This is a genomic window from Streptomyces sp. NPDC043726, from assembly GCF_056436565.1.
The window spans coordinates 299,672-320,315 of the sequence record NZ_JBWKCI010000001.1; the positions used below are offsets into that span (position 1 = coordinate 299,672).

The 20,644-nt window shown below is 72.5% G+C and carries 21 protein-coding genes; 8 read left to right on the top strand and 13 right to left on the bottom strand.

Annotation, left to right across the window (positions count from 1 at the left end; genetic code table 11):
* Positions 1 to 42: 42 nt before the first annotated feature.
* Positions 43 to 1,176, top strand: coding sequence for an Mrp/NBP35 family ATP-binding protein (locus AC068Z_RS01380; protein WP_478551175.1), 1,134 nt, complete (start codon positions 43 to 45; stop codon positions 1,174 to 1,176).
* Between the two features lie 75 nt (positions 1,177 to 1,251).
* Here the strand turns inward: AC068Z_RS01380 and AC068Z_RS01385 are convergent, their stop codons facing one another.
* The 5 genes from AC068Z_RS01385 to sigE all read right to left on the bottom strand — a co-directional run bounded on the left by AC068Z_RS01385 (position 1,252) and on the right by sigE (position 6,421).
* A complete protein-coding gene (locus tag AC068Z_RS01385; protein ID WP_478551177.1) occupies positions 1,252 to 1,908 on the bottom strand; it encodes a hypothetical protein in 657 nt (218 codons plus the stop codon).
* Between the two features lie 239 nt (positions 1,909 to 2,147).
* Positions 2,148 to 2,570 (bottom strand): sec-independent translocase, encoded by a 423-nt coding sequence (locus AC068Z_RS01390; RefSeq protein ID WP_478551179.1) that lies wholly within the window; start codon positions 2,568 to 2,570, stop codon positions 2,148 to 2,150.
* Between the two features lie 153 nt (positions 2,571 to 2,723).
* Positions 2,724 to 4,538, bottom strand: coding sequence for a S1C family serine protease (locus tag AC068Z_RS01395; RefSeq protein ID WP_478551181.1), 1,815 nt, complete (start codon positions 4,536 to 4,538; stop codon positions 2,724 to 2,726).
* Between the two features lie 141 nt (positions 4,539 to 4,679).
* The gene (locus AC068Z_RS01400) at positions 4,680 to 5,654 is read right to left on the bottom strand and encodes an anti-sigma factor family protein (RefSeq protein WP_478551183.1); all 975 of its coding nucleotides are present in this window, start codon (positions 5,652 to 5,654) and stop codon (positions 4,680 to 4,682) included.
* A complete protein-coding gene (gene sigE, locus AC068Z_RS01405) occupies positions 5,651 to 6,421 on the bottom strand; it encodes an RNA polymerase sigma factor SigE (RefSeq protein ID WP_451720247.1) in 771 nt (256 codons plus the stop codon). The genes AC068Z_RS01400 and sigE overlap by 4 nt, the downstream gene beginning before the upstream one ends.
* A 162-nt stretch (positions 6,422 to 6,583) precedes the next feature.
* Between sigE and AC068Z_RS01410 the strand changes: the two genes are divergently transcribed.
* Positions 6,584 to 7,282 carry an O-methyltransferase gene (locus tag AC068Z_RS01410; RefSeq protein ID WP_478552252.1) on the top strand — a complete coding sequence of 233 codons (699 nt, stop codon included), beginning with the start codon at positions 6,584 to 6,586 and terminating at the stop codon, positions 7,280 to 7,282.
* A 124-nt stretch (positions 7,283 to 7,406) separates the two neighbouring features.
* Here the strand turns inward: AC068Z_RS01410 and AC068Z_RS01415 are convergent, their stop codons facing one another.
* Entirely contained in the window at positions 7,407 to 7,574 is a 168-nt protein-coding gene (locus AC068Z_RS01415) for a DUF3117 domain-containing protein (RefSeq protein WP_003966491.1), read from the bottom strand.
* A gap of 368 nt (positions 7,575 to 7,942) precedes the next feature.
* Between AC068Z_RS01415 and chcB the strand changes: the two genes are divergently transcribed.
* Positions 7,943 to 8,734 (top strand): 2-cyclohexenylcarbonyl CoA isomerase, encoded by a 792-nt coding sequence (gene chcB / locus AC068Z_RS01420; protein WP_478551186.1) that lies wholly within the window; start codon positions 7,943 to 7,945, stop codon positions 8,732 to 8,734.
* A 25-nt stretch (positions 8,735 to 8,759) separates the two neighbouring features.
* Here chcB and AC068Z_RS01425 read toward each other — a convergent pair whose 3' ends face one another.
* A complete protein-coding gene (locus AC068Z_RS01425) occupies positions 8,760 to 9,341 on the bottom strand; it encodes a DNA-3-methyladenine glycosylase I (RefSeq protein WP_478551187.1) in 582 nt (193 codons plus the stop codon).
* A complete protein-coding gene (locus AC068Z_RS01430; protein ID WP_478552253.1) occupies positions 9,338 to 9,682 on the bottom strand; it encodes a DivIVA domain-containing protein in 345 nt (114 codons plus the stop codon). The genes AC068Z_RS01425 and AC068Z_RS01430 overlap by 4 nt, the downstream gene beginning before the upstream one ends.
* A gap of 134 nt (positions 9,683 to 9,816) precedes the next feature.
* On the opposite strand from AC068Z_RS01430, the gene folP reads away from it, so the two are divergent.
* Positions 9,817 to 10,677: a dihydropteroate synthase gene (folP, locus tag AC068Z_RS01435; protein ID WP_478551189.1), complete on the top strand. Its 861-nt coding sequence runs from the start codon at positions 9,817 to 9,819 to the stop codon at positions 10,675 to 10,677.
* Between the two features lie 24 nt (positions 10,678 to 10,701).
* Here folP and AC068Z_RS01440 read toward each other — a convergent pair whose 3' ends face one another.
* Positions 10,702 to 11,460, bottom strand: coding sequence for an LOG family protein (locus AC068Z_RS01440; RefSeq protein WP_478551191.1), 759 nt, complete (start codon positions 11,458 to 11,460; stop codon positions 10,702 to 10,704).
* A 103-nt stretch (positions 11,461 to 11,563) separates the two neighbouring features.
* Positions 11,564 to 12,643 carry a succinyl-diaminopimelate desuccinylase gene (gene dapE / locus AC068Z_RS01445; protein WP_478551193.1) on the bottom strand — a complete coding sequence of 360 codons (1,080 nt, stop codon included), beginning with the start codon at positions 12,641 to 12,643 and terminating at the stop codon, positions 11,564 to 11,566.
* 93 nt (positions 12,644 to 12,736) lie between these two features.
* On the opposite strand from dapE, the gene AC068Z_RS01450 reads away from it, so the two are divergent.
* Both AC068Z_RS01450 and AC068Z_RS01455 read left to right on the top strand, forming a co-directional pair.
* The gene (locus tag AC068Z_RS01450; RefSeq protein ID WP_478551195.1) at positions 12,737 to 13,702 is read left to right on the top strand and encodes a VldE C-terminal domain-containing protein; all 966 of its coding nucleotides are present in this window, start codon (positions 12,737 to 12,739) and stop codon (positions 13,700 to 13,702) included.
* 313 nt (positions 13,703 to 14,015) lie between these two features.
* Entirely contained in the window at positions 14,016 to 14,468 is a 453-nt protein-coding gene (locus tag AC068Z_RS01455) for an ATP-binding protein (protein ID WP_478551196.1), read from the top strand.
* Between the two features lie 151 nt (positions 14,469 to 14,619).
* Here AC068Z_RS01455 and AC068Z_RS01460 read toward each other — a convergent pair whose 3' ends face one another.
* On the bottom strand, positions 14,620 to 15,714 hold the full coding sequence (locus AC068Z_RS01460; protein ID WP_478551197.1) for a bifunctional succinyldiaminopimelate transaminase/glutamate-prephenate aminotransferase: 1,095 nt from the start codon (positions 15,712 to 15,714) through the stop codon (positions 14,620 to 14,622).
* Between the two features lie 109 nt (positions 15,715 to 15,823).
* Positions 15,824 to 16,144, bottom strand: a complete 321-nt coding sequence (gene fdxA / locus AC068Z_RS01465; RefSeq protein ID WP_003985062.1) for a ferredoxin — start codon at positions 16,142 to 16,144, stop codon at positions 15,824 to 15,826.
* Between the two features lie 140 nt (positions 16,145 to 16,284).
* Here fdxA and AC068Z_RS01470 point away from each other — a divergent pair, with 140 nt between their 5' ends.
* The gene (locus AC068Z_RS01470; protein ID WP_478551201.1) at positions 16,285 to 17,295 is read left to right on the top strand and encodes a GNAT family N-acetyltransferase; all 1,011 of its coding nucleotides are present in this window, start codon (positions 16,285 to 16,287) and stop codon (positions 17,293 to 17,295) included.
* A 30-nt stretch (positions 17,296 to 17,325) separates the two neighbouring features.
* Complete coding sequence (locus tag AC068Z_RS01475; RefSeq protein ID WP_478551203.1) at positions 17,326 to 18,177, top strand: transglutaminase family protein; 852 nt, start codon at positions 17,326 to 17,328, stop codon at positions 18,175 to 18,177.
* Positions 18,178 to 18,254: 77 nt separating this feature from the next.
* Here AC068Z_RS01475 and AC068Z_RS01480 read toward each other — a convergent pair whose 3' ends face one another.
* On the bottom strand, positions 18,255 to 20,528 hold the full coding sequence (locus tag AC068Z_RS01480; RefSeq protein ID WP_478551205.1) for a hypothetical protein: 2,274 nt from the start codon (positions 20,526 to 20,528) through the stop codon (positions 18,255 to 18,257).
* Between the last annotated feature and the right edge of the window lie 116 nt (positions 20,529 to 20,644).

Sequence of the window (20,644 nt, forward strand, 5' to 3'; positions counted from 1 at the left end):
GAGCATCCCGAAGGCCCCCGGGGTCGCCGTACCATCGTCTTTATGGCTACGGAAGACGCGGTGCGCGAAGCACTGTCGACGGTGAACGACCCCGAGATCAACCGCCCCATCACCGAACTCGGGATGGTCAAGTCGGTGGAGATCGGCGCGGACGGAACGGTCGCGGTCACCGTGTACCTGACCGTGTCCGGCTGCCCGATGCGGGACACGATCACGCAGCGCGTCACGGAGGCGGTCTCCCGCGTGGAGGGCGTCACCGGCGTCGACGTCACGCTGGACGTCATGAGCGACGAGCAGCGCAAGGAGCTGGCGACCGCGCTGCGCGGCGGCCAGACCGAGCGCGAGGTCCCCTTCGCCAAGCCGGGCTCGCTGACCCGTGTGTACGCGGTCGCCTCCGGCAAGGGCGGCGTCGGCAAGTCCTCGGTGACGGTGAACCTGGCGGCGGCGATGGCCGCGGACGGTCTGAAGGTCGGTGTCGTGGACGCCGACATCTACGGCCACTCCGTGCCCCGCATGCTGGGCGCAGACGGCCGCCCGACCCAGGTCGAGAACATGATCATGCCGCCGTCCGCGAACGGCGTGAAGGTGATCTCCATCGGCATGTTCACGCCGGGCAACGCGCCCGTGGTGTGGCGCGGCCCGATGCTGCACCGCGCGCTCCAGCAGTTCCTGGCGGACGTGTACTGGGGCGACCTGGACGTCCTGCTGCTGGACCTGCCGCCCGGCACCGGTGACATCGCGATCTCGGTCGCCCAGCTGGTGCCGAACGCCGAGATCCTGGTCGTGACGACCCCGCAGCAGGCGGCCGCCGAGGTGGCCGAGCGGGCCGGATCCATCGCCGTGCAGACCCATCAGAAGATCGTCGGCGTGGTCGAGAACATGTCCGGGCTGCCCTGCCCGCACTGCGGCGAGATGGTCGACGTCTTCGGCACGGGCGGCGGCCAGACGGTCGCCGACGGCCTGACCCGCACCACCGGCGCGACGGTCCCGGTCCTCGGCAACATCCCGATCGACGTCCGCCTCCGCGAGGGCGGCGACGAGGGCAAGCCGGTGGTCCTGACGGACCCGGACAGCCCGGCGGGCAGCGCGCTGCGCGCGATCGCCGGCAAGCTGGGCGGTCGGCAGCGGGGCCTTTCGGGACTGTCCCTGGGGATCACGCCGAAGAACAAGTTCTAGGCCTACGCCGAAGAACGGGACCAAGGCCTGGGGCGCCGCTTCCGTGCGGCGCCCTTCGTCATGCGTACTCGGCGATCACGCGTACTCGGCGATGTCCTTGATCATGGCGAAACCGAGCCCGTAGGCGCTCATCCCTCTGCCGTACGCCCCCACGTGGACGCCTTCCTGCGTGGACCCGGCGAGCACCCAGCCGAACTCGGACTCCCGGTAGTGGAAGGGCGTGGGCACCCCGTCGACGGGCAGGGAAAGCGTCGACCACTCGGACCCTTCCAGGTCGTCGGCCAGCGCCCACGCGGTCTCCGTCTGCTGCTCCAGCCAGTCGTCCCGCAGCGAGTGGTCCATCTGCCCGGGCCAGGTGAAGGACAGCAGCCCCACCCCCGCCAGCCAGGCCGCCGAGGAGACGGACGTGGCCTCCAACAGCCCCGTGCCGTCGGCGCTGCGGCGGGACGGATGGGCCGCGACGGTCACCACGACCGCGAACTTCTCCCGGTCCTCCGTGGCTTCGTTGCGCACCGAAGGCTCGTCGCCGTGTCCGATCGACCCGTGCTCGACGGCCCCGTCGGCCGCCGTTCCGACCTGCATCAGCCAGCGCGGTCCCGTGAACGCCTCGTCGAGGCCGTACCAAGGGAAGGGCGCCAGCAGGTAGCCGTCGACCGTACGCCGGGCGGAGGGGACCTGTTGTCCGCCCTCCGCGGCCGGCGCCTGCGCGACCGCCTGACTCGTCGTCTCCATGTGCCCGGACGCCTCCTCGCTCTCGGCGGACCGGGGCGGCCCGCCCCCCTTCGGGCGGCCTCGCTTTTTGGCGTACGGCCCGCACAACAACTCGGCAGCATATCCACACCGCTGAGAGCAGCCGGGAAACCGCCCGGCGCGCGAGGCGCCCGAGCGGCGTGTTCAGGCCGCTCGGGCGCCTCGGAAAGCTATGAAACGCGTCACGTACGCACGCGTGCGTCGCGTGTATCGCGTACGGCTCAGGTGGCGTCCGCGTCGTAGGGCGGGCGCTCGTCGGGCTTCTTCGTCATGTCGAGGCGGTCGCCCGAGGAAGAGGCGGAGGACGAGGAGGAGTCGGAGTCGCGGCTGTGGACCGCGTCCGTGACCTCGGCCATCTCCTTCTTCAGGTCGAAGCCGTTGCGGATCTCCTTGAGCCCCAGTTCGTCGTTGTCCAGCTGCTTGCGGATGAACGTCTTGGGGTTGAGGTCCTCGAACTCGAAGTCCTTGAACTCCGGGCCGAGTTCCTGCCGGATGTCCTGCTTGGCGCTGTCCGAGAACTCGCGGATCTTGCGGATCGTCCGCGTCACGTCCTGGATGACCTTCGGGAGCTTGTCCGGACCGAAGACGAGCACGGCGAGGACGATGAGCGTCACCAGCTCGAGCGGTCCTATGTCATTGAACACCTGAAGCTCCTTGCGATCCGGGCCGGGTCCACGGTACCTGCCGTTCCCGTACGACCGGTACTGTCCCGCCGGTTCCGAGTGTGCGCGGATCGAGGGTTTTCCGGTTGTTTGCCTTGTGAGAGGGGGTGCTCGCCCCCACCTGTGAGGTTTCTGTCAATCGCCGTCCGAGGAACCGAGGACCAGCGAGAGGGTGAGCTCCTCGCCGTCCCGCCGGAGGGTCAGCTCCAGCCGGTCGCCGGGGCGGTGGGCGCGGGTCTTCACGATCAGCTCCTCGCCGGAGTGGACCCGCTGGCCGTCGATCGCGGTGATGACGTCCCCGGGCTCGATACCGGCCTTGTCGCCGGGACCGCCCGAGGTGACCGCCGCGCCGCCCTCGCTGCCCTTCGTGCCGACCCGGGCGCCGTCGCCCGAGTAGTCCATGTCGAGGGTGACGCCGATGACCGGGTGGGTCGCCTTGCCGGTGTTGATCAGCTCCTCGGCCACCCGCTTGCCCTGGTTGATCGGGATGGCGAACCCGAGCCCTATGGAACCGGCCTGTCCGCCGTCCAGTTCGGAGCCGCTGTCGGCGGAGCGGATCGCGGAGTTGATGCCGATGACCCGGGCCTTGGCGTCCAGCAGGGGCCCGCCGGAGTTGCCGGGGTTGATGGGCGCGTCGGTCTGGAGGGCGTCGACGTAGGACACATCGCTGGCGTTCCCGCTCTCGCCGCCGGCCGTGATGGGCCGTTCCTTGGCGCTGATGATGCCGGAGGTGACGGTGCCGGCCAGGTCGAAGGGGGCGCCGATGGCGACGACCGGGTCGCCGACCTGGACGTTGTCGGAGTTGCCGAGCGTCATCGGGGTCAGCCCGCTGACGCCGGTCACCTTCACCACGGCGAGGTCGTAGCCGCTGTCCCGTCCGACGACGGTGGCCTCGGCGGTGTCGCCGCTGTGGAAGGTCACGGAGATCTCGCCACCGGAACCGGCGGGCTCCACGACGTGGTTGTTGGTCAGGATGTGGCCCCGGTCGTCCAGCACGAAGCCGGTTCCGGTGCCCTGCTCCTCGCCGCCGGACACATGCAGGGTCACCACACTGGGCAGCGCCCGCGCGGCGATCCCGGCGACACTGTCCGGAGCCCGCCCGGAGGGCTCGGCGGCGGCCTGCGGCAGCTCCACGTCCCCCACACCGCCGTTCCGCTCCAGATACGCCCCTACGACGCCTCCGACGCCCCCGGAGGCGAGCGCGAGCAGCAACGCCCCCACGAGCAGCGCCTTCCTGGCCCGCTTGCGCCGCTGCCCCTCGCTGGGCACGACGGCCCCGTTCTGCTGGAGGGGACCGGTGAGGGGGCCCGGGGCCCAGGGGTCGTAGTTCTGCCAGGGGGCGGGGGCCGCGGCTTGCAGGGGGGCCGGGGGCGGGAGCGGGGAGGCGTGGGCGGGCGCGCCGGGCGCCGGAGGGCCGGGGGTGGGGGCTGTTCCCGGGGCCGGGGCGGGCATGGGTGCCGAGGTGGGCGCGGGCGCCGGGGCGGGCATCGGTGCCGGGGCGGGCGCGGAGGCCGGGGTGGGCGCCGGTACGGCTGTGCCGTGGGCCGGGGTCGTCGCCGGGTGCTGTACCGGAGGGGCGGGGGCCCAGGGGCCGGGCTCGCCGTAGGGCGGGGTGCTGTAGGGGTCGGGGTCGTGCAGCGGGCGCGGGCGCTCGTCGGCGGGCGCCGGGGCGTCCGGGGCGGGCGAGGGCGTATCGGTGCCCCCGGCGTGCGCGGCACCGGCCTCGGCGGCCGGGTCCGGCTGTCCCGTCGGCCGGCTCAGCTCGTAGTCGCCCTCGGTGGAGGCGCCGTCCGCGAGGGGCCGCTCCAGTTCGAAGTCACCGTCGGCGTTCGGGGCCGGGGCCGGTCCGGGCGGCGGCGCCTCCGTCGTCGCCCCCTCCGTCTGGGCCGAAGGCCCCTGGAGCCGAGGACGGCTCCACCATTTCGCCTTCGTGGGCTTCCCCTCGTCCATGCTCTCCCCACAGCCGGCCGCGGCACGAATCATCGGCGGTGGCCACGGCTCCTCGAACTCCGCCGCCGCGCCCGGCTCTTGCCGTGGGCGCGGCCCACCCTGGATTCAACCAGGTTCGTGGGCCGCCGCGCAGAGGCCTGGTCAGCGGCCGGTGGTGAACGAGGTGGCGGAGGCGGACGGGGACGCGGTCGCGTCGGGGACGGGAGCGGCGAGCAGCCCTGGAGTCGCGACCTCCGGGGCGGTGTGCCAGGAGGTCAGGGTGAGCGGCGGGGTCGCGCTGAGCGGGCGTATGAGCGGTGACGTGACGGTCGCGCCCGCCACCACCGGCGTGGCCGACCCCTGGAGCTGACCGGCACCCGGCGCGGGCACTCCGGGCAGCAGCGGCGCGGACACCGAGGTCGCGGCGGCCGGGGTGTCACCGAGCGCCCGCTGGCCCTGGCCCTGGACGAGCAGCGGCCCGACGCCACGGCGGCGCTGGTTCTCGGGGACCGTGGCGGCTCCACTGCCCTGACTGCGCGCCGGCGTCACATTGCTGCCCGCGCCCGAGCCGCGCGCGTCGGTCTCGGCCGGGACACCGGTGGTGACGCCGCCGAGCGCGATGGCCGCCAACGACACCGCACCGGCGGCGGCGAAGGCGAACCGCAGCCCGCGCGAGGAGGGCCGGTCGGCGTCGGGGCGGCCCACGGGGTGCACACGGAAGCCGCCGCCGGCCGGGGAGCCGGCGAGCGCGGGGGTGTGCGGGCGGGCCGGGACGTAACCGAACTCGAAGCGCTCGCCCCGCTTCACCCCGAAGGCGCCGGTGCCGGGCCGATCGGAGAGTCCGCCGAACGTGCCCCCGCCCAGCGCCGAGCCACTGCCCGGGTCGCCTCCCGGCAGTCCCTGGAGGCGGGCCAGGAAGCTCTCGGAGGGAGGCGGCGGGGCCGCTTCCGCGAAGACGTTCTTCAGCCTGCGCTGGGCGTCGGCCTCCGCCTTGCACTTGGCGCAGGTGGCCAGGTGGGCGAGGACCCGCTCGCGCGTGTCATGACCGAGCTCTCCGTCCACCAGGGCGGCGAGTCGGTCCCCAAGATGATGCTCCGCGAGGCGTCGCTCGGCGGGTTCGGGTCGGGATCCAGTCACGCGGTCGCGCCCCCTCCCCCCAGGGCGGGCACCCGTGGCACGAAGGACCTGCGCTCGGCCCGGGCCTCCGGGGAGCGGTGCGCCAGGGCCTTGCGCAGCTGCGAGCGGCCACGGTGGATCCGGGACCGGACGGTGCCGAGCTTGACGCCGAGGGTCGCGGCGATCTCCTCGTAGGAGAGCCCTTCGATGTCGCACAGGACGACCGCGGCCCGGAACTCGGGCGCGAGGGTGTCGAGAGCCTGCTGGACGTCGGCGTCGAAGTGCGCGTCGTTGAAGACCTGCTGCGGGGACGGCTCGCGGCTGGGCAGCCGCTCGGCCGCGTCCTCGCCGAGGGCGTCGAAGCGGATGCGCTGCTTGCGCCGGACCATGTCCAGGAAGAGGTTGGTGGTGATGCGGTGCAGCCAGCCCTCGAAGGTGCCCGGGGTGTAGGTGGACAGCGAGCGGAAGACGCGGACGAAGACCTCCTGGGTGAGGTCCTCGGCGTCGTGCTGGTTGCCGGTGAGGCGATACGCGAGGCGGTAGACGCGGCCGCTGTGCGTGCTGACGATCTCCTCCCACGTGGGCGGAGTCCACGCCTGCCCGTCCGCGTCGGTGGAGAAGGTCGCGGTCTGGGCGTAGTCGTCGGCGTGGTGGTCAGCAGCGGTGTCGTTCACGGATTTCGGCCTGCCCGCCGATCCGAGAAAGCGCCTCAGCACTCCTCCCCGATCCACAGGCGCAGCCGCACCTCCCCTGTCGGCTCTGGTGGTGTCCAGTGGAGCCCCTACCATAGCCACCTCGCCCGTTAGCTCCGGATAAGCGGTTTTACGAGAAATTGATCTGGGCTGATACGGCTCATGCGACTGCGTCAGCATGTGCTCGTCCTCCGGCCCGCCGTCGTGATCCAACCGTGTCCCCCCTCGCGTCTCCCACCCTTCTAAACGCCTGGTCCCATCTGCGGGTTCCCGGGCGCAACGGATACAGTCACGCCCAGGCAACCACGGGGACAGGAGAGGGTCATTACCGGCAACCGGCAGACGAGCTGGGCGTTCGCCGACGCCTACGTCGCCGAGGACGACGTCCTGCGCTGGGCCCGCGACCGGGCCCGTGATGCGGGCCTGCGCTCGGTGTCCCCCGGCACGGGCGCCGCGCTGCGGATGCTCGCCGCCACCGTGGACGCGAAGGCGGTCGCGGAGATCGGTACCGGCACCGGCGTCTCCGGCATCCACCTCCTGCACGGCATGCGCCCGGACGGCGTCCTGACCACCGTGGACCCCGAGCCGGAGCACCAGCAGTTCGCCCGGCAGGCCTTCCGCGCCTCGGGCTTCGCCAGCAACCGGGCCCGGTTCATCCCCGGCCGGGCGCTGGAGGTCCTGCCCCGGCTCGCGGACGCCGGCTACGACCTCGTCTTCTGCGACGGCGACCGGCTCGAGTTCCTCGACTACCTCGCTGAATCGTTGCGCCTGCTGCGTCCGGGTGGCCTGGTGGTCTTCGAGGGCGTCTTCGCGAACGGCCGCACGGTCGACTCGGGCCCGCAGCCGACCGAGGTGCTGCGGCTGCGCGAGCTGCTGCGCGCGGTGCGCGAGAGCCAGGACCTGGTGCCGTCGCTGCTGCCGGTCGGCGACGGGCTGCTGTGCGCTGTCAAGCGCTGAGTCGGCAGAACCCGGCAGAACGCGGCCGGGACAGCTGAGCCATCAGGGCGTACACCCGGGAAAACAGCCGCCCCGGCACCTCATGGGATGCCGGGGCAGCTGAAAGGGTATGGTCGCTTGCGCGTCAGCCGACGACCTTCTTGAGGGCGTCGCCGAGCGCGTCGGCCTCGTCAGGGGTCAGCTCGACGACGAGCCGACCGCCGCCTTCGAGCGGAACGCGCATGACGATGCCCCGCCCCTCCTTGGTCACCTCGAGCGGGCCGTCGCCCGTCCGCGGCTTCATGGCCGCCATGCTCGTTCCCCTTCCTGAAACCAGCTCATAGTCAAAGCCGACGGCCCCATGGAGGGCATGCGCGGTCCCGGAGGGACACGCGACACCGGCATCGAACACATTGCTTCCAAGCCATTATCCCGCATCGCAGGACCCGATGACCAACATCGGTCGGCATCGCTTGGGCAACGCGCGCGAGCAAAACCACTCAATTCGGCGATGTGACTGCGATACTGCGCCGCCGCACGCGTGTCCGCCGAACGAAAACGGCCTCGATTTCTTTGACGCAGGTCACACGTGCGCTCCCGGCGATCTCCGCCATGCTGTCCTCAAGGCGGCGGCCGGACAGCGGCCGCGGACTTCAGCCGCGACACCGGAGGGGATACGCCATGGCCGACACCGTGCTCTACGAGGTGAGCGACGGGCTCGCGACGATCACGCTCAACCGTCCCGAGGCGATGAACGCGCTGAACATCGAGACGAAGGTCGCGCTGCGGGAGGCCGTGACGGCGGCGGGCGCGGACTCCTCGGTGCGGGCGGTGCTGCTCACCGCGGCCGGTGACCGGGCGTTCTGTGTGGGGCAGGACCTGAAGGAGCACATCGGGCTGCTGGCCGAGGGGTCCGGACAGGTGATGAGCACGGTGCGTGAGCACTACAACCCGATCGCCCGGGCGCTGACGGAGATGGCGAAGCCGGTCGTGGCCGGGGTGAACGGGGTCGCGGCGGGCGCGGGGTTCGGCTTCGCCCTCGCCGCGGACTACCGGGTCGTGGCCGACTCGGCCGCCTTCAACACGTCCTTCGCCGGGGTGGCGCTGACCGCGGACTCGGGCATCTCCTGGACGCTGCCTCGCGTCGTCGGACCCGGGCGCGCCGCTGACCTGCTGCTCTTCCCTCGCAGCATCAAGGCTCAGGAGGCGTACGAGCTGGGCATCGCCAACCGGGTCGTGCCGAGTGCCGAGCTGCGGGACGAGGCCGAGAAGGTGGCCCGGGCCCTGGCCGAGGGGCCGACGGTGGCGTACGCGGCGATCAAGGAGGCGGTGGCCTTCGGCTCCTCCCACTCACTGGCCGAGACGCTGGAGAAGGAGGACGAGCTCCAGACCCGGGCGGGGGCGTCCGAGGACCACGCCATCGCCGTACAGGCCTTCGTGAACAAGGAGAAGCCGAAGTACCTGGGGCGGTAGGGGCGGTAGGGGCTTCGAGAAGCCGCTAAGGGCGGGTTCTGGCGCCGCAGGCCGCCAGGTGGTCGTCCACCAGGCCGCAGGCCTGCATCAGCGCGTACGCCGTCGTCGGGCCCACGAATCGGAGGCCCTTCTTCTTCAGGGCCTTCGACAGGGCCGTCGACTCCGCGGTGACCGCCGGGACGTCCGCGATGGTCTTCGGGGCCGGGCCCGGCTCGGGGGCGTGGGACCAGATCAGCTCGTCCAGGTCGCCCGGGGCCCAGTCCGCCAGCACGCGTGCGTTGGCCAGGGTGGCGTCGATCTTGGCCCTGTTGCGGATGATGCCCGGATCGGCCAGCAGGCGCTCGCGGTCCTCGTCCGTGAAGGCGGCGACCTTCTCGATCCTGAACTCGGCGAAGGCGGCGCGGAAGCCGGGGCGGCGGCGCAGGATCGTGATCCAGGAGAGGCCGGACTGGAAGGCCTCCAGGGAGAGGCGCTCGAACAGGGCGTCGTCGCCGTGGACCGCGCGGCCCCACTCCTCGTCGTGGTACGTCACGTAGTCCGGTGTGGACAGGGCCCAGGGGCAGCGCAGGACGCCGTCCGGACCCGCGAGGGCCGTGCCGTCGCTCACTGGTCCTCCTCGGCGCGCTTCTCCATGGACACCTGGGCTCCCGCGCGGGCGCCGGCGAGGGCGGACTCCAGGTCGGCGATACGGGCGTCGCGCTCGGCGAGCTCCGCGCCGAGGCGGGTGAGGGCGTCGTCGACGTCCGCCATGCGGTAGCCGCGGGCGGCGAGGGGGAAGCGGAGGCCGTCGACGTCGGCGCGGCTCACCGGACGGTCGAGCGGGAGCGGGTCCTGGAGGCGCTCGGGCGCGGCCTCCGGCAGCGGGCCACCGCCCTCGCCGCCGCCCACCACCGCGAGGGTCACCGCGGCGACCACGACGGCGAGCGCGACGACCAGGAACAAGAACATAACCATCGCTGAGGTCCCCACGGTCGGTGCGATTGTGCGGTCGAGTGTGTCAGGGTCCGATCGTGCCATGCGACTCTGACGGTTAGGGTCGCAGGCGGCCGATGATCAGGACGTACGGGAGAGGTTCACAGGGGATGCTCAGGCTGGGCAGGCGTGAGTTCGACACGCATGAGCCGGTGATCATGGCGATCGTGAACCGGACCCCGGACTCCTTCTACGACCAGGGGGCCACGTTCCGGGACGAGCCGGCCCTCGCGCGCGTGGAGCAGGCCGTGGCGGAGGGGGCGGCCATCATCGACATCGGCGGGGTCAAGGCCGGGCCCGGTGAAGAGGTGTCCGCGGCCGAGGAGGCGCGGCGGACTGTGGGGTTCGTGGCGGAGGTGCGGCGGCGGTTTCCCGAGGTCGTCATCTCGGTGGACACCTGGCGGGCCGAGGTCGGGGAGGCGGTCTGCGAGGCCGGCGCGGATGTGCTGAACGACGCGTGGGGCGGAGTGGATCCCCGGCTCGCGGAGGTGGCGGCCCGGTACCGGGTGGGTCTGGTGTGCACGCACGCGGGTGGCGCGGAGCCTCGTACCCGGCCGCACCGGGTGACCTACGACGACGTCATGGCGGACATCCTCCGGGTGACCGTGGGGCTGGCCGAGCGGGCCGTGGCGCTCGGGGTTCCCCGGGAGTCGGTGATGATCGATCCCGGGCACGACTTCGGGAAGAACACGCGGCACAGTCTGGAGGCGACGCGGCGGCTGTCGGAGATGGTCGCGACGGGGTGGCCGGTGCTGGTGTCCCTGTCCAACAAGGACTTCGTGGGAGAGACGCTGGACCGGCCGGTGAAGGAGCGGGTGGTCGGGACCCTCGCCACGACGGCGGTGTCGGCATGGCTGGGGGCGCAGGTGTACCGGGTCCACGAGGTCGCGGAGACGCGGCAGGTGGTGGACATGGTGGCGTCCATCGCCGGGCATCGCCCTCCGGCGGTCGCCCGGCGGGGGCTGGCGTAGGCCTTCCCCCGCCGGGGCCCCGCGCTAGCGGCCCGCCTCCTTCGAGACCAGGGCCACGGCTTCGTCCACGTCGTCCGTGACGTGGAAGAGGAGCAGGTCCTTTTCCGAGGCCTTGCCCTGGGCCACCAGGGTGTTGCGGAGCCAGTCGATCAGGCCGCCCCAGTACTCCGTGCCGAAGAGGACGATGGGGAAGCGGGTGACCTTCTGGGTCTGGACCAGGGTCAGGGCCTCGAAGAGTTCGTCCAGGGTGCCGAGGCCGCCGGGCAGGACCACGAAGCCCTGCGCGTACTTCACGAACATCATCTTGCGAACGAAGAAGTAGCGGAAGTTCAGGCCGATGTCGACGTAGGGGTTGAGGCCCTGCTCGAAGGGGAGCTCGATGCCGAGCCCGACCGAGATGCCCTTCGCCTCGCAGGCGCCCTTGTTCGCCGCCTCCATCGCCCCCGGGCCACCGCCCGTGATCACCGCGAAGCCGGCCTCCACCAGGCCGCGGCCGAGCCGCACCCCCGCCTCGTACTCGGCGGAGTCCACCGGCGTCCGCGCCGAGCCGAACACGCTGATCGCGGGCGGCAGCTCGGCCAGCGTGCCGAAGCCCTCGATGAATTCCGACTGGATGCGCAGGACGCGCCAGGGGTCCGTGTGGACCCAGTCCGACGGACCGCCCGCGTCCAGCAGCCGCTGGTCCGTGGTGCTCGCCGTGACCTGGTCCCGCCGTCGGAGGACCGGTCCCAGGCGCTGTTCCTCCGGCGGCTGCTTCTTGCCCTCGGGGTTCCCGGTAGCCATGTGCGCTCCCTCCGCTTGCGGTTGTTCCACCTCAGCGTAGATCTACGCGGGTTACGGACGGGGGACATCGGCGTGACCGGCGTCCCCCCGGCCCCGACAGCGCCTACGCCGTCAGCCAGGCCCGCAGGCGCTCCTCGCCGTCGAGGATCTTCGCCGTCTCCACCCGTTCGTCCCGCTTGTGGGCCAGGTGCGGGTTGCCGGGGCCGTAGTTCACCGCCGGAACCCCGAGGGCCGAGAACCGGGACACGTCGGTCCAGCCGTACTTCGGCATCGGCGTCCCGCCCACCGCCTCGATGAAGGCCGCCGCCGCGGGGTGGGAGAGGCCGGGCAGCGCACCGGGGCTGTGGTCGTCCACCACGAACTCCTCCACCCCGCAGTCCGCGAACACCTCGTGGACGTGGGCCAGCGCCTCCTCCTCGGTGCGGTCGGGGGCGTACCGGAAGTTGACGGTCACCACGCACTCGTCGGGGATCACGTTGCCCGCCACCCCGCCCGAGACGCCGACCGCGTTCAGCCCCTCCCGGTACTCGAGACCGTCGATCACCGGCCACCGCGGCTCGTACGAGGCGAGGCGGGCCAGGATCGGGGCCGCCGCGTGGATCGCGTTGGAGCCCATCCAGCCGCGCGCCGAGTGGGCCCGCTCGCCCTTCGTCTTCAGCAGCACCCGCAGCGTGCCCTGGCAGCCGCCCTCGACCTGGCCGTCGGAGGGCTCCAGCAGCACCGCGAAGTCGCCCGCGAGCCAGTCGGGGTGGGTCTCGGCCACATGCCGCAGCCCGTTGAGGTGTGCGGCGACCTCTTCGTTGTCGTAGAAGACGAAGGTCAGGTCCCGGTTGGGGGCGGGGACGGTCGCGGCGATCCGCAGCTGTACCGCCACCCCGGACTTCATGTCGCAGGTGCCGCAGCCCCACAGGACGCCGTCGTCGTCGAGCCGGGAGGGCACGTTGTCCGCGATCGGGACGGTGTCGATGTGGCCGGCGAGGATCACGCGCTCCGCGCGGCCGAGGTTCGTGCGCGCCACGACGTTGTTGCCGTACCGGTCGACCGTCAGGTGCGGCAGGGCCCGCAGGGCGGTCTCGATCGCGTCCGCGAGCGGCTTCTCGGTTCCGCTCTCGGAGGGGAAGTCGACGAGCCGCGCGGTCAGGCGCGCGGCGTCCAGCGTGAGGTCAAGCGCGGTATCGGGCATGCCCTCGACCCTAGCGCCCCTGGAACTCCGGGCCCTCGGACCAGTTTCCCCACCGGTCTCGGAGGGCGCTCTACTCTCCAGTACCTTGTACGCGTGCCAGAGCCGTCCCCCACCTCCCGACGCCGTGGCCGCCTCTTCCGTTTCGGGGCGGCCTTCGTGGTCCTGCTCGCCGTCGCGGGCTATCTCGTCGTGCAGTACGTCACCGGAGGCGCGGGGGCGCCGGGCTGCGAGGTCGTCTCGGCCGACGAGGACGGGGCGACGTACGAGTTCACGCCGGAGCAGGCCGTGAACGCGGCGACGATCACCGCCGTGGGCACCGGCCGCGGCCTGCCCGAGCGGGCCGTGACCATAGCGCTGGCCACCGCGCTCCAGGAGTCGGCGCTGCGCAACATCGACCACGGCGACCGGGACTCGCTCGGCCTGTTCCAGCAGCGGCCCTCGATGGGCTGGGGCACCGAGAAGGAGATCATGGACCCCACCTACTCGGCGGGGATCTTCTACGACCACCTGGTCAAGGTGGACGGCTACACCGAGCTGCCGCTCACCGTCGCCGCGCAGCGCGTGCAGCGCAGCGGTTTCCCGGACGCGTACGCCAAGCACGAGCAGGACGCCTCTCTGCTCGCCGCCGCCCTGACCGGCCGTGCGGCCGCCACGCTGACCTGCGAGGGCCGCCCGGGCACGACCGCGGTGGCGGGGACGGACGCGGTGCGGACCGCGCTCGCGCGGGACTTCGGACAGGACGTGCTGAAGTCGGCGGGTGCGGTCGTCGGTGAGCGTGACGCGGCTGCTACCGCCTCCCCGAGCACCGAGAGCGGCGGGCGCGGTCTCACGCTGCCCGTGACCGAGGGCTCCGGCAAGGGCAGCGTCACCCAGCGCGGCTGGCAGCTCGCGCACTGGGCCGTGGCCAACGCCTCCGCCCTGCGCATCGAACGCGTGTCGTACGCAGGGCGCGAGTGGACCGCCGGGAACACGGACAGTCAGTGGCGGGCGAGCGAGTCCGAGGGCGCGCCGGGGGCGGAGAAGAACACCGGGTCCGTCCGGATCGTGACCGCGCAGTAGTGCGGGAGGTCATCCGCGCGGGTTACCGGGGTCCGCGGCGCCTGACGATGTACAAGGGTTTTGCGGCGCACATCCCGTCATCGCACAAAACCCTTGAGAACAAAGGGCTGTAAGGATTCGGCAGGCTTTCGGGGCCCGGACTCTTTGCCCGTTTTTATCCACAGCAGATAATGCGACGCATTACCAACTCTTTACGTTACTCCGCCGCAACCTTCGCGGACTTCGAGCGGTAGTCACTGCGTCCGAGGCCGGAGATCACCTCCGGTCGGGACAGAAACACCGTTCTCACCAACAGACCCGTCGAAGGAGCATCATGACCCTCCCCCTGACCCGCCGGATCGCCCGTGCCGCGCTGCTCGTCGCTGCGGGAGCGGCCGCCGGGGTCGGTGCGGCCGGCTCCGCCAGCGCGGCCCCCGAACTGCCCGCCGCCAAGAACCTCGGCGGTCTGACCGCCCTGGACGCGGCGAACATGGGCAACACGGTCGACGGAGCGGCGCAGAACGTCAGCGAGCTCGCCGGCGAGACCGGCGGCAAGGCGGTCGAGAAGTCGGTGCCGGCCGCGGGCAAGACCGGCGGCAAGGCCGTCAAGAAGGCGGCTCCGGCGGCGCAGCGGACCGCGGGTGACGCGGCCGGCTCGGCCGGGGACATCGTGGGTGACACGGCGTCCACCGCGACGAAGGGTGGGCTGCCGACGGAGTCCCTGACCAAGGGTGGGCTGCCGGCGGCGGAGTCCCTGCCGGTCGGGAGCCTGCCGCTGGGTGGCTGACGCCTGCATGAACGGCGACGGGACCTGGGGGGCCGCTTGGCTCCCTGGGTCCCGTCGCCGTTTGTCGGTCCGTGCCCGGAGTTCGGGGCTGTGCCCACCCGTTCCGCCCTGCGGAACGACTGCCCACAGCCGGGCCGGGGGGCACGTCAGGTCAGGTCAGGCGTGCTACCGCTGCCTGGACCCTATCGTCCGTCGCCGTGAACGCCACGCGTACGTGCTGTTCGCCCGCCTCGCCGTAGAAGTCGCCCGGGGCCACCAGGATGCCGAGGTCGGCCAGGTGGGCGACCGTGGTCCAGCAGGACTCGCCGCGGGTGGCCCAGAGGTAGAGGCTGGCCTCGCTGTGCTCGATCGAGAAGCCGTGGCGGACGAGCGCCGTGCGCAGGGCGTCCCGACGGGCCGCGTACCGCTCGCGCTGGATCCTGACGTGCTCGTCGTCGCCCAGGGCCGCGATCGCCGCGGCCTGGGTCGGGGCGGAGGTCATCATGCCGCCGTGCTTGCGGATCTCCAGGAGGGGCGACAGCACCTCCGGGTCGCCGGCCAGGAAGGCCGCGCGGTAGCCGGCCAGGTTCGACCGCTTCGAGAGCGAGTGCACCGCGACGAGGCCGTCGTAGGAGCCGCCGTTCACGTCCGGGTGGAGCACGGAGACCGGGTCGGCGTCCCAGCCCAGCTCGAGGTAGCACTCGTCGGAGAAGACCAGGACGCCGTGGGACCGGGCCCAGGCGACGATCCTCGTCAGCTCCTCCTTCGACAGCACCTTGCCCGTCGGGTTCGACGGGGAGTTCAGCCAGAGGAGCTTCAGGCCGTTCGGGTCCAGCTCGGTCGGGTCGTCGTAGACCTCGTACCCGGCGCGGGCCAGGCGGGCGCCGACCTCGTAGGTCGGGTAGGCCAGGCGGGGGTACGCGACGCGGTCGCCGGGGCCGAGGCCCAGCTGGGTGGGGAGCCAGGCGACGAGTTCCTTGGAGCCGACGACCGGGAGGATGTGCCGGTGGGTGACCTCGCGGGCGCCCAGCCGGCGTTCCACCCAGCCCGTGATCGCGTCACGCAGTTCCGGCGTGCCCCAGACCGTCGGATAGCCCGGTGAGTCGGCCGCCGCGATCAGCGCTTTCTGGATCAGCTCGGGTACCGGGTCGACCGGCGTGCCGACGGACAGGTCGACGATGCCGCCGGGGTGCGCTGCGGCCGTCGCCTTGTACGGCGCCAGCTTGTCCCAGGGAAAGGTGGGGAGACGGTCGGAGACTGCGGACACGGGGATCTGGCTCTCTTTCTCGTCCGTACGGCGAACGCCTCGGTCCCGCAGGCGATCGAGGGCGATCAGGCCGTACGGGACCGAGGCGGCGCGGTGATGCGGGCCGCTCTCAGCCGTTCTGCGGCGGCAGCGCGGCGATGAAGGGGTGGTCCCGCTCGATCAGGCCGAGCTTGCTGGCGCCGCCGGGAGAGCCGAGCTCGTCGAAGAACTCGACGTTCGCCTTGTAGTAGTCCTTCCACTCCTCCGGAGTGTCGTCCTCGTAGAAGATCGCCTCGACCGGGCAGACCGGCTCACAGGCACCGCAGTCGACGCATTCGTCCGGGTGGATGTACAAGGACCGGGAGCCCTCGTAGATGCAGTCGACCGGGCACTCCTCGATGCACGCCTTGTCCTTGACGTCGACACAAGGCTGCGCGATGACGTAGGTCACGCTGTCGTTCCTCCTCGATAGGGCGCTGGCGGGCCTCCACAGGCTCCGCCGCCTGGCGCGCGGGAGCGCGGCGTCGTCGATGCCCGCCCCTAGTATCTCCGTTCTTGGGCATGATCCGAACAGGAGGGGTGAACTGACCTGTGGAAATCTCTGCGACGGGGCGCCTTGAGGTCCGTATCACCGCTGCTGACGTGGGCAAACGGGTATCGGTGCGACGTCTGGACGATCCGGCGCGCGAGGGTGAGAAGTTCACCGACACGGTGGGTGTTCTCGCATCATGGGACGACGGTGTGCTGCTGATCACACGGAAGAGCGGCGAGACCGTCCGCATTCCGGAATCAACGCTGGTCGCGGGCAAGGTGGTGCCGAGCGCCCCGGCCCGCCGACGGGGACCCGCGGCCTCGTACGAGGAACTGGCGCGGGTGGCCGCGCGCGCGTGGCGGCCGGTGGAGAGCGAGCGGCTCGGCGAATGGGAGCTGCGGGCCGCCGCGGGGTTCACCCGGCGCGCCAACTCCGTGCTCCCGCTGGGCGACCCGGGCACACCGCTCGACGAGGCCCTGTCCGCCGTACGCCATTGGTACGACACGCGCGAGCTGCCCGCGTACATCCAGACCGCCACCGGCGCCGAGGGCACACAGGAGCTGCTGTGCGCGGAGCTGGAGCGGCGGGGCTGGATGCGTGAGGTGTCGGCCGAGCTGTGGATCGGTGCGCTCGCGCCGCTCGCCGACCGGGAGGAGCCGGCCGAGGTCGTGCTGTCCCGGACGGCGGACGAGGCATGGCTGGCGCGCTACCAGCGCAAGGGCGTGGGCGAGGTGGCCCTGAAGGTGCTGGGCAGCGGGGCCTCGGTGTGGTTCGCGACCGTCCCCGGTGAGGGCGGTGTTCCCGCGGCCATCGGGCGGTGTGTCGTCGACGGACGCTGGGCGGGCTTCGCCGCGGTCGAGGTCGATCCGGCGCTGCGGCGCCAGGGGCTCGCCTCCGCCGTGATGGCCGCGCTGGCCGGGCGGGCCCTGGAGGAGGGCGCGTCGGCGGCCTGGCTCCAGGTCGAGACGGACAACGCGGGGGCGCGGGCGCTGTACGCCGGGGCGGGCTTCGCGGCGCACCACGCGTACCACCACTACCGCGCGCCGGAGAACTCCGGCTCCGGCCGGTAACCGATCGCCGTGAGAGGGCACGAGCCTGCTATGCCTCCCCCCAATCCCCCGTCTCCCGAACGCTCGACCGAACTGCGTCTGCGGTTCGCCGAGGAGGCCCGCTCCGAACGGCCCGACCTGTCGACGCTGTGCCTGCTGGTGGGCGCCGAGGCGGACGGCTCGCTGGACGAGGCGGGCATGGACGCGGCACAGATCGAACTGGACCGGCTGGCGGGACAGCTGCCGTTCCGGCCGGGCGGTCCGCGCTCGTGGGCCGTGTCGCTGCGGGAGCTGCTCGGCGAGCGCCTCGGGTTCCGGGGGGCGCCCGGCGACTACCAGCGGCTGGAGTCCTCTCTGCTGCACGAGGTGCTGCGGCGGCGACGCGGGCTGCCGATCCTGCTGTCGGTGGTGTGGGTGGAGGTGGCGCGCAGGGCCGGGGCGCCGGTGTACGGCGTGGCTCTGCCGGGGCACTTCGTGGTCGGGTTCGGGGAGCCTGAGGAGCAGGTGCTCGCGGATCCGTTCAACGGAGGGCGGGCGTTGACCGGGGCGGACGCGGAGCTGTTGGTGGCGGGGGCGACGGGGGCTTCGCTGCAGCCGTCGATGCTGGTGCCCGCGGAACCGCTGGAGGTGGTGTCGCGGATCCTCAACAACATCCGGGCCTGGGCCGCGACCCGGCCGGAGCGGTCGGACGTGTCTCTGTGGGCGGTCGAGCTGGCGTTGCTGCTGCCCTCGCATCCGGCTCGGTTGCGGTACGAGCGGGCTCAGTTGCTGGTGCAGCGGGGGGATTTCCTGCGGGGCGCGGTGGAGTTGGAGGCGTACGCGGAGGTGGTCGGCGCGGTGGACGAGGCGGCCTCGGCGAGCGTCCGGCAGCAGGCCCAGGCGGCGCGGGCGATGCTGAACTGAGGGAGCCGCGGCCGGCCCTTCCGTGTCGGGCGTCCGCTGTGCCGCACGACGTACGTCGTGCGGCACAGCGGGCCGGGTCAGCTCGGGTCGGTGTCGATGACTCCGACGCGCTCCTCCGCCGTCTTGCCGCGCAGCGCCTGCTTCAGGGCTCCGGCGACGTCCTGGGGCGTGACGGGCGTCTTCTCACCGGTGCCGCGGGTGATCAGCACGCCGTCGAAGGTGCTGCCGTACGCCTTCTGCAGGGCGTCGAGGTCGTAGGTGTCGACGAGTTTTCCGTCGACCGCCTTGACGCCGAGGATCTTCGGCAGGGACAGGGAGCCGAACGGGATGCTGTGCGCGGCGTCCGTCTGCACGGTGACGTTCTGCGACATCGCCGGTTCGGCGAACTCCTTCATGAACCGGTCGACCTCGGCGTCGGAGACCGTCGGCTGCTGGGCGGTCGTCGCGACCTTCACCGGGGCGGCCGTGCCCGTCTCCACCTGGGTGCGGTACGCCTGCTCGACCGCGTCGGTCGACTTGGCGACGTCGATGCCCTGGCCGGGCTTGCCGTAGACGGCGACCGCCTTGCCGGACTTGAAGGAGACCGTGCCCTCGGTGACCGAGCCGGAGCCGCCCGCCGCGTTCTTCAGCGCGGCCTGCAGCTTCTCCTCGTCGACCGGCATGACGGGCTCGACGACGCGTTCCTGGCCGAAGAGCGAGCCGACCACGGAGACGGGGTTGTAGTCGCTCTGCGCGGCCTCGCTGACGGTGGCCGTGGCGTCGAACTGGAGTCCGGCCTGGTCCGGCTTGAGCGCGACGGTCTCGCCGCCGACCGAGAGCTTCAGTTCCTGGTTGATCCGCTTCTCGAAGGCGTCGTCGAGCGTCTTGACCGCGTCGTCGCGGGTGCCGCCGCCGATGTCGACGCCGAGCACCGTGGTGCCCTTGGGCACGTCGGAGTGGTTCATCAGCAGCCCGGCGCCGTAGAGACCGCCGGCCAGCACGATGACTCCGCCGGTGAGCAGGCCGAGCTTGCCGCGGCCCTTCTTTTTCTTCGGCGCGGGAGCCGTGGGCTGGGCGACCGGCTCGGGGAGCTTCGGGGCCGTGTGCGGCAGAGGGCCCTCGGTGTGCGCGCCCGGCCCGAACGGGGCGTTCTGGGCGGTGGGCGGAACGACCGGGATACCGCTGGTGACGGTGTGCCCGGAGACGTTGTCCGCGGGATTGCCGTAGCCGGGGCTGCCGGGTTCGGGGGCCGGCTTCTGCGGGGTGAGGATGGCGGTGTCGTCGCTCAGGCCGCCGCCGGGGGCGTGCATCCCGGGCGCGCCCGGAACCGCGGGACCGCCCATCGGGCCGGGACCGCCCACTGAGCCGGGACCGCCCATCGGGCCGGGGCCGCTCATCGGCCCGGGGCCGCCGCCGGCCGGGGGCACCAGCGGGCCGTCTCCGGTCACCGGACCGGTCGTCGGGCCCGCGGGCCCGTGCTGGCCGCCCCGGCCGCCGGGACCGCCGGGTCCGCCCGGGCCGTTGAAGCCGGTGGGACCGCCCGGGCCGCCGGGTCCGCCGTTCGGGCCGCCGGGTCCGCCGTAGCCGTTCGGGGAGCCGCCGTTGTCGGAGAAGTTCTCGGAGAAGTACGGCAGGTCGTCGCGGCGCGGTTCGTCGCCGGGGCGGGAGCCGCCGCCCAGCGGGCCCGCGGCCAGCGCCTCGGTGACGTCGAAGGAGCCGGTGCCGCCGCCGTGGCCGGGCGCCACGGGTCCGCCGGTCGCGCCCGCGACCCCCGGGCCGTTCGTGCCACCGGGGCGGGAGCCGCCCTGCACGTTCATGGAGCCGACGGCTCCGCCGGGCCGCGGACCCGGGGCCGCCGCGCCCGGACGCGCGCCGGACGGCGCCGGCCCCGAAGGAGCAGCGCCCCCCGGTGCCGGGGCCGAACCACCGGGCATCCCGGCGCCGTTGCTCTGGCCGCCGCCCGGACCGGCCTTGGGGGCCGAGGACTTGCGCGGTGCGAACCACTCGCTGGCCTTCTCCTCGGCGGGAGCGGCCGGTGCCGCCGCCTCGGGGGCCGGCTCGGGGGCGCGCGGGGAGGTGGCGCCGCCCGGCGCGGGCGGCTCCGTGCCGGTGGTGGCCTCGGAACTGTCGGCATCCGCGACGGGCTTGCGCACGACGACCGGCGGAATGGGCCGCGACCCGGGGATGTTGATCCGGATCCGGGTCGTCAGCGTGGTCTCGGTCTTGCGCTCCTCCGGCCGCGCGGCCGAACGGGCCGCGTCCGTACCGCCGTCGGGAACCGCGGGCGTCCCGTACGGCGGCGTGCCCGAGGGGTATGCGGCTCCGCCGCGCCCGTTGGGCCCGGAGGACGGACTCTCAGTTTCACGACTCAAGGCAGGTTCTCCCGGTTGGCTCCGCCGCCCGTTTCGACCTCACTGCTTCGGGCGGCGGCGGCGCGCACCACCATACTGGCCACTTCTGGCCCGTATCCCACGACCGCCGGGGAAAC

What these genes read in the sequence shown, in the direction of transcription:
- AC068Z_RS01380 (WP_478551175.1), top strand. Translation starts at nt 43, where the DNA reads ATGGCTACGGAAGACGCGGTGCGCGAAGCACTGTCGACGGTGAACGAC.
- AC068Z_RS01385 (WP_478551177.1), bottom strand. Translation starts at nt 1,908, where the DNA reads ATGGAGACGACGAGTCAGGCGGTCGCGCAGGCGCCGGCCGCGGAGGGC.
- AC068Z_RS01395 (WP_478551181.1), bottom strand. Translation starts at nt 4,538, where the DNA reads ATGGACGAGGGGAAGCCCACGAAGGCGAAATGGTGGAGCCGTCCTCGG.
- sigE (WP_451720247.1), bottom strand. Translation starts at nt 6,421, where the DNA reads ATGGTAGGGGCTCCACTGGACACCACCAGAGCCGACAGGGGAGGTGCG.
- AC068Z_RS01415 (WP_003966491.1), bottom strand. Translation starts at nt 7,574, where the DNA reads ATGGCGGCCATGAAGCCGCGGACGGGCGACGGCCCGCTCGAGGTGACC.
- chcB (WP_478551186.1), top strand. Translation starts at nt 7,943, where the DNA reads ATGGCCGACACCGTGCTCTACGAGGTGAGCGACGGGCTCGCGACGATC.
- AC068Z_RS01430 (WP_478552253.1), bottom strand. Translation starts at nt 9,682, where the DNA reads ATGTTCTTGTTCCTGGTCGTCGCGCTCGCCGTCGTGGTCGCCGCGGTG.
- folP (WP_478551189.1), top strand. Translation starts at nt 9,817, where the DNA reads ATGCTCAGGCTGGGCAGGCGTGAGTTCGACACGCATGAGCCGGTGATC.
- AC068Z_RS01440 (WP_478551191.1), bottom strand. Translation starts at nt 11,460, where the DNA reads ATGGCTACCGGGAACCCCGAGGGCAAGAAGCAGCCGCCGGAGGAACAG.
- dapE (WP_478551193.1), bottom strand. Translation starts at nt 12,643, where the DNA reads ATGCCCGATACCGCGCTTGACCTCACGCTGGACGCCGCGCGCCTGACC.
- AC068Z_RS01455 (WP_478551196.1), top strand. Translation starts at nt 14,016, where the DNA reads ATGACCCTCCCCCTGACCCGCCGGATCGCCCGTGCCGCGCTGCTCGTC.
- AC068Z_RS01475 (WP_478551203.1), top strand. Translation starts at nt 17,326, where the DNA reads ATGCCTCCCCCCAATCCCCCGTCTCCCGAACGCTCGACCGAACTGCGT.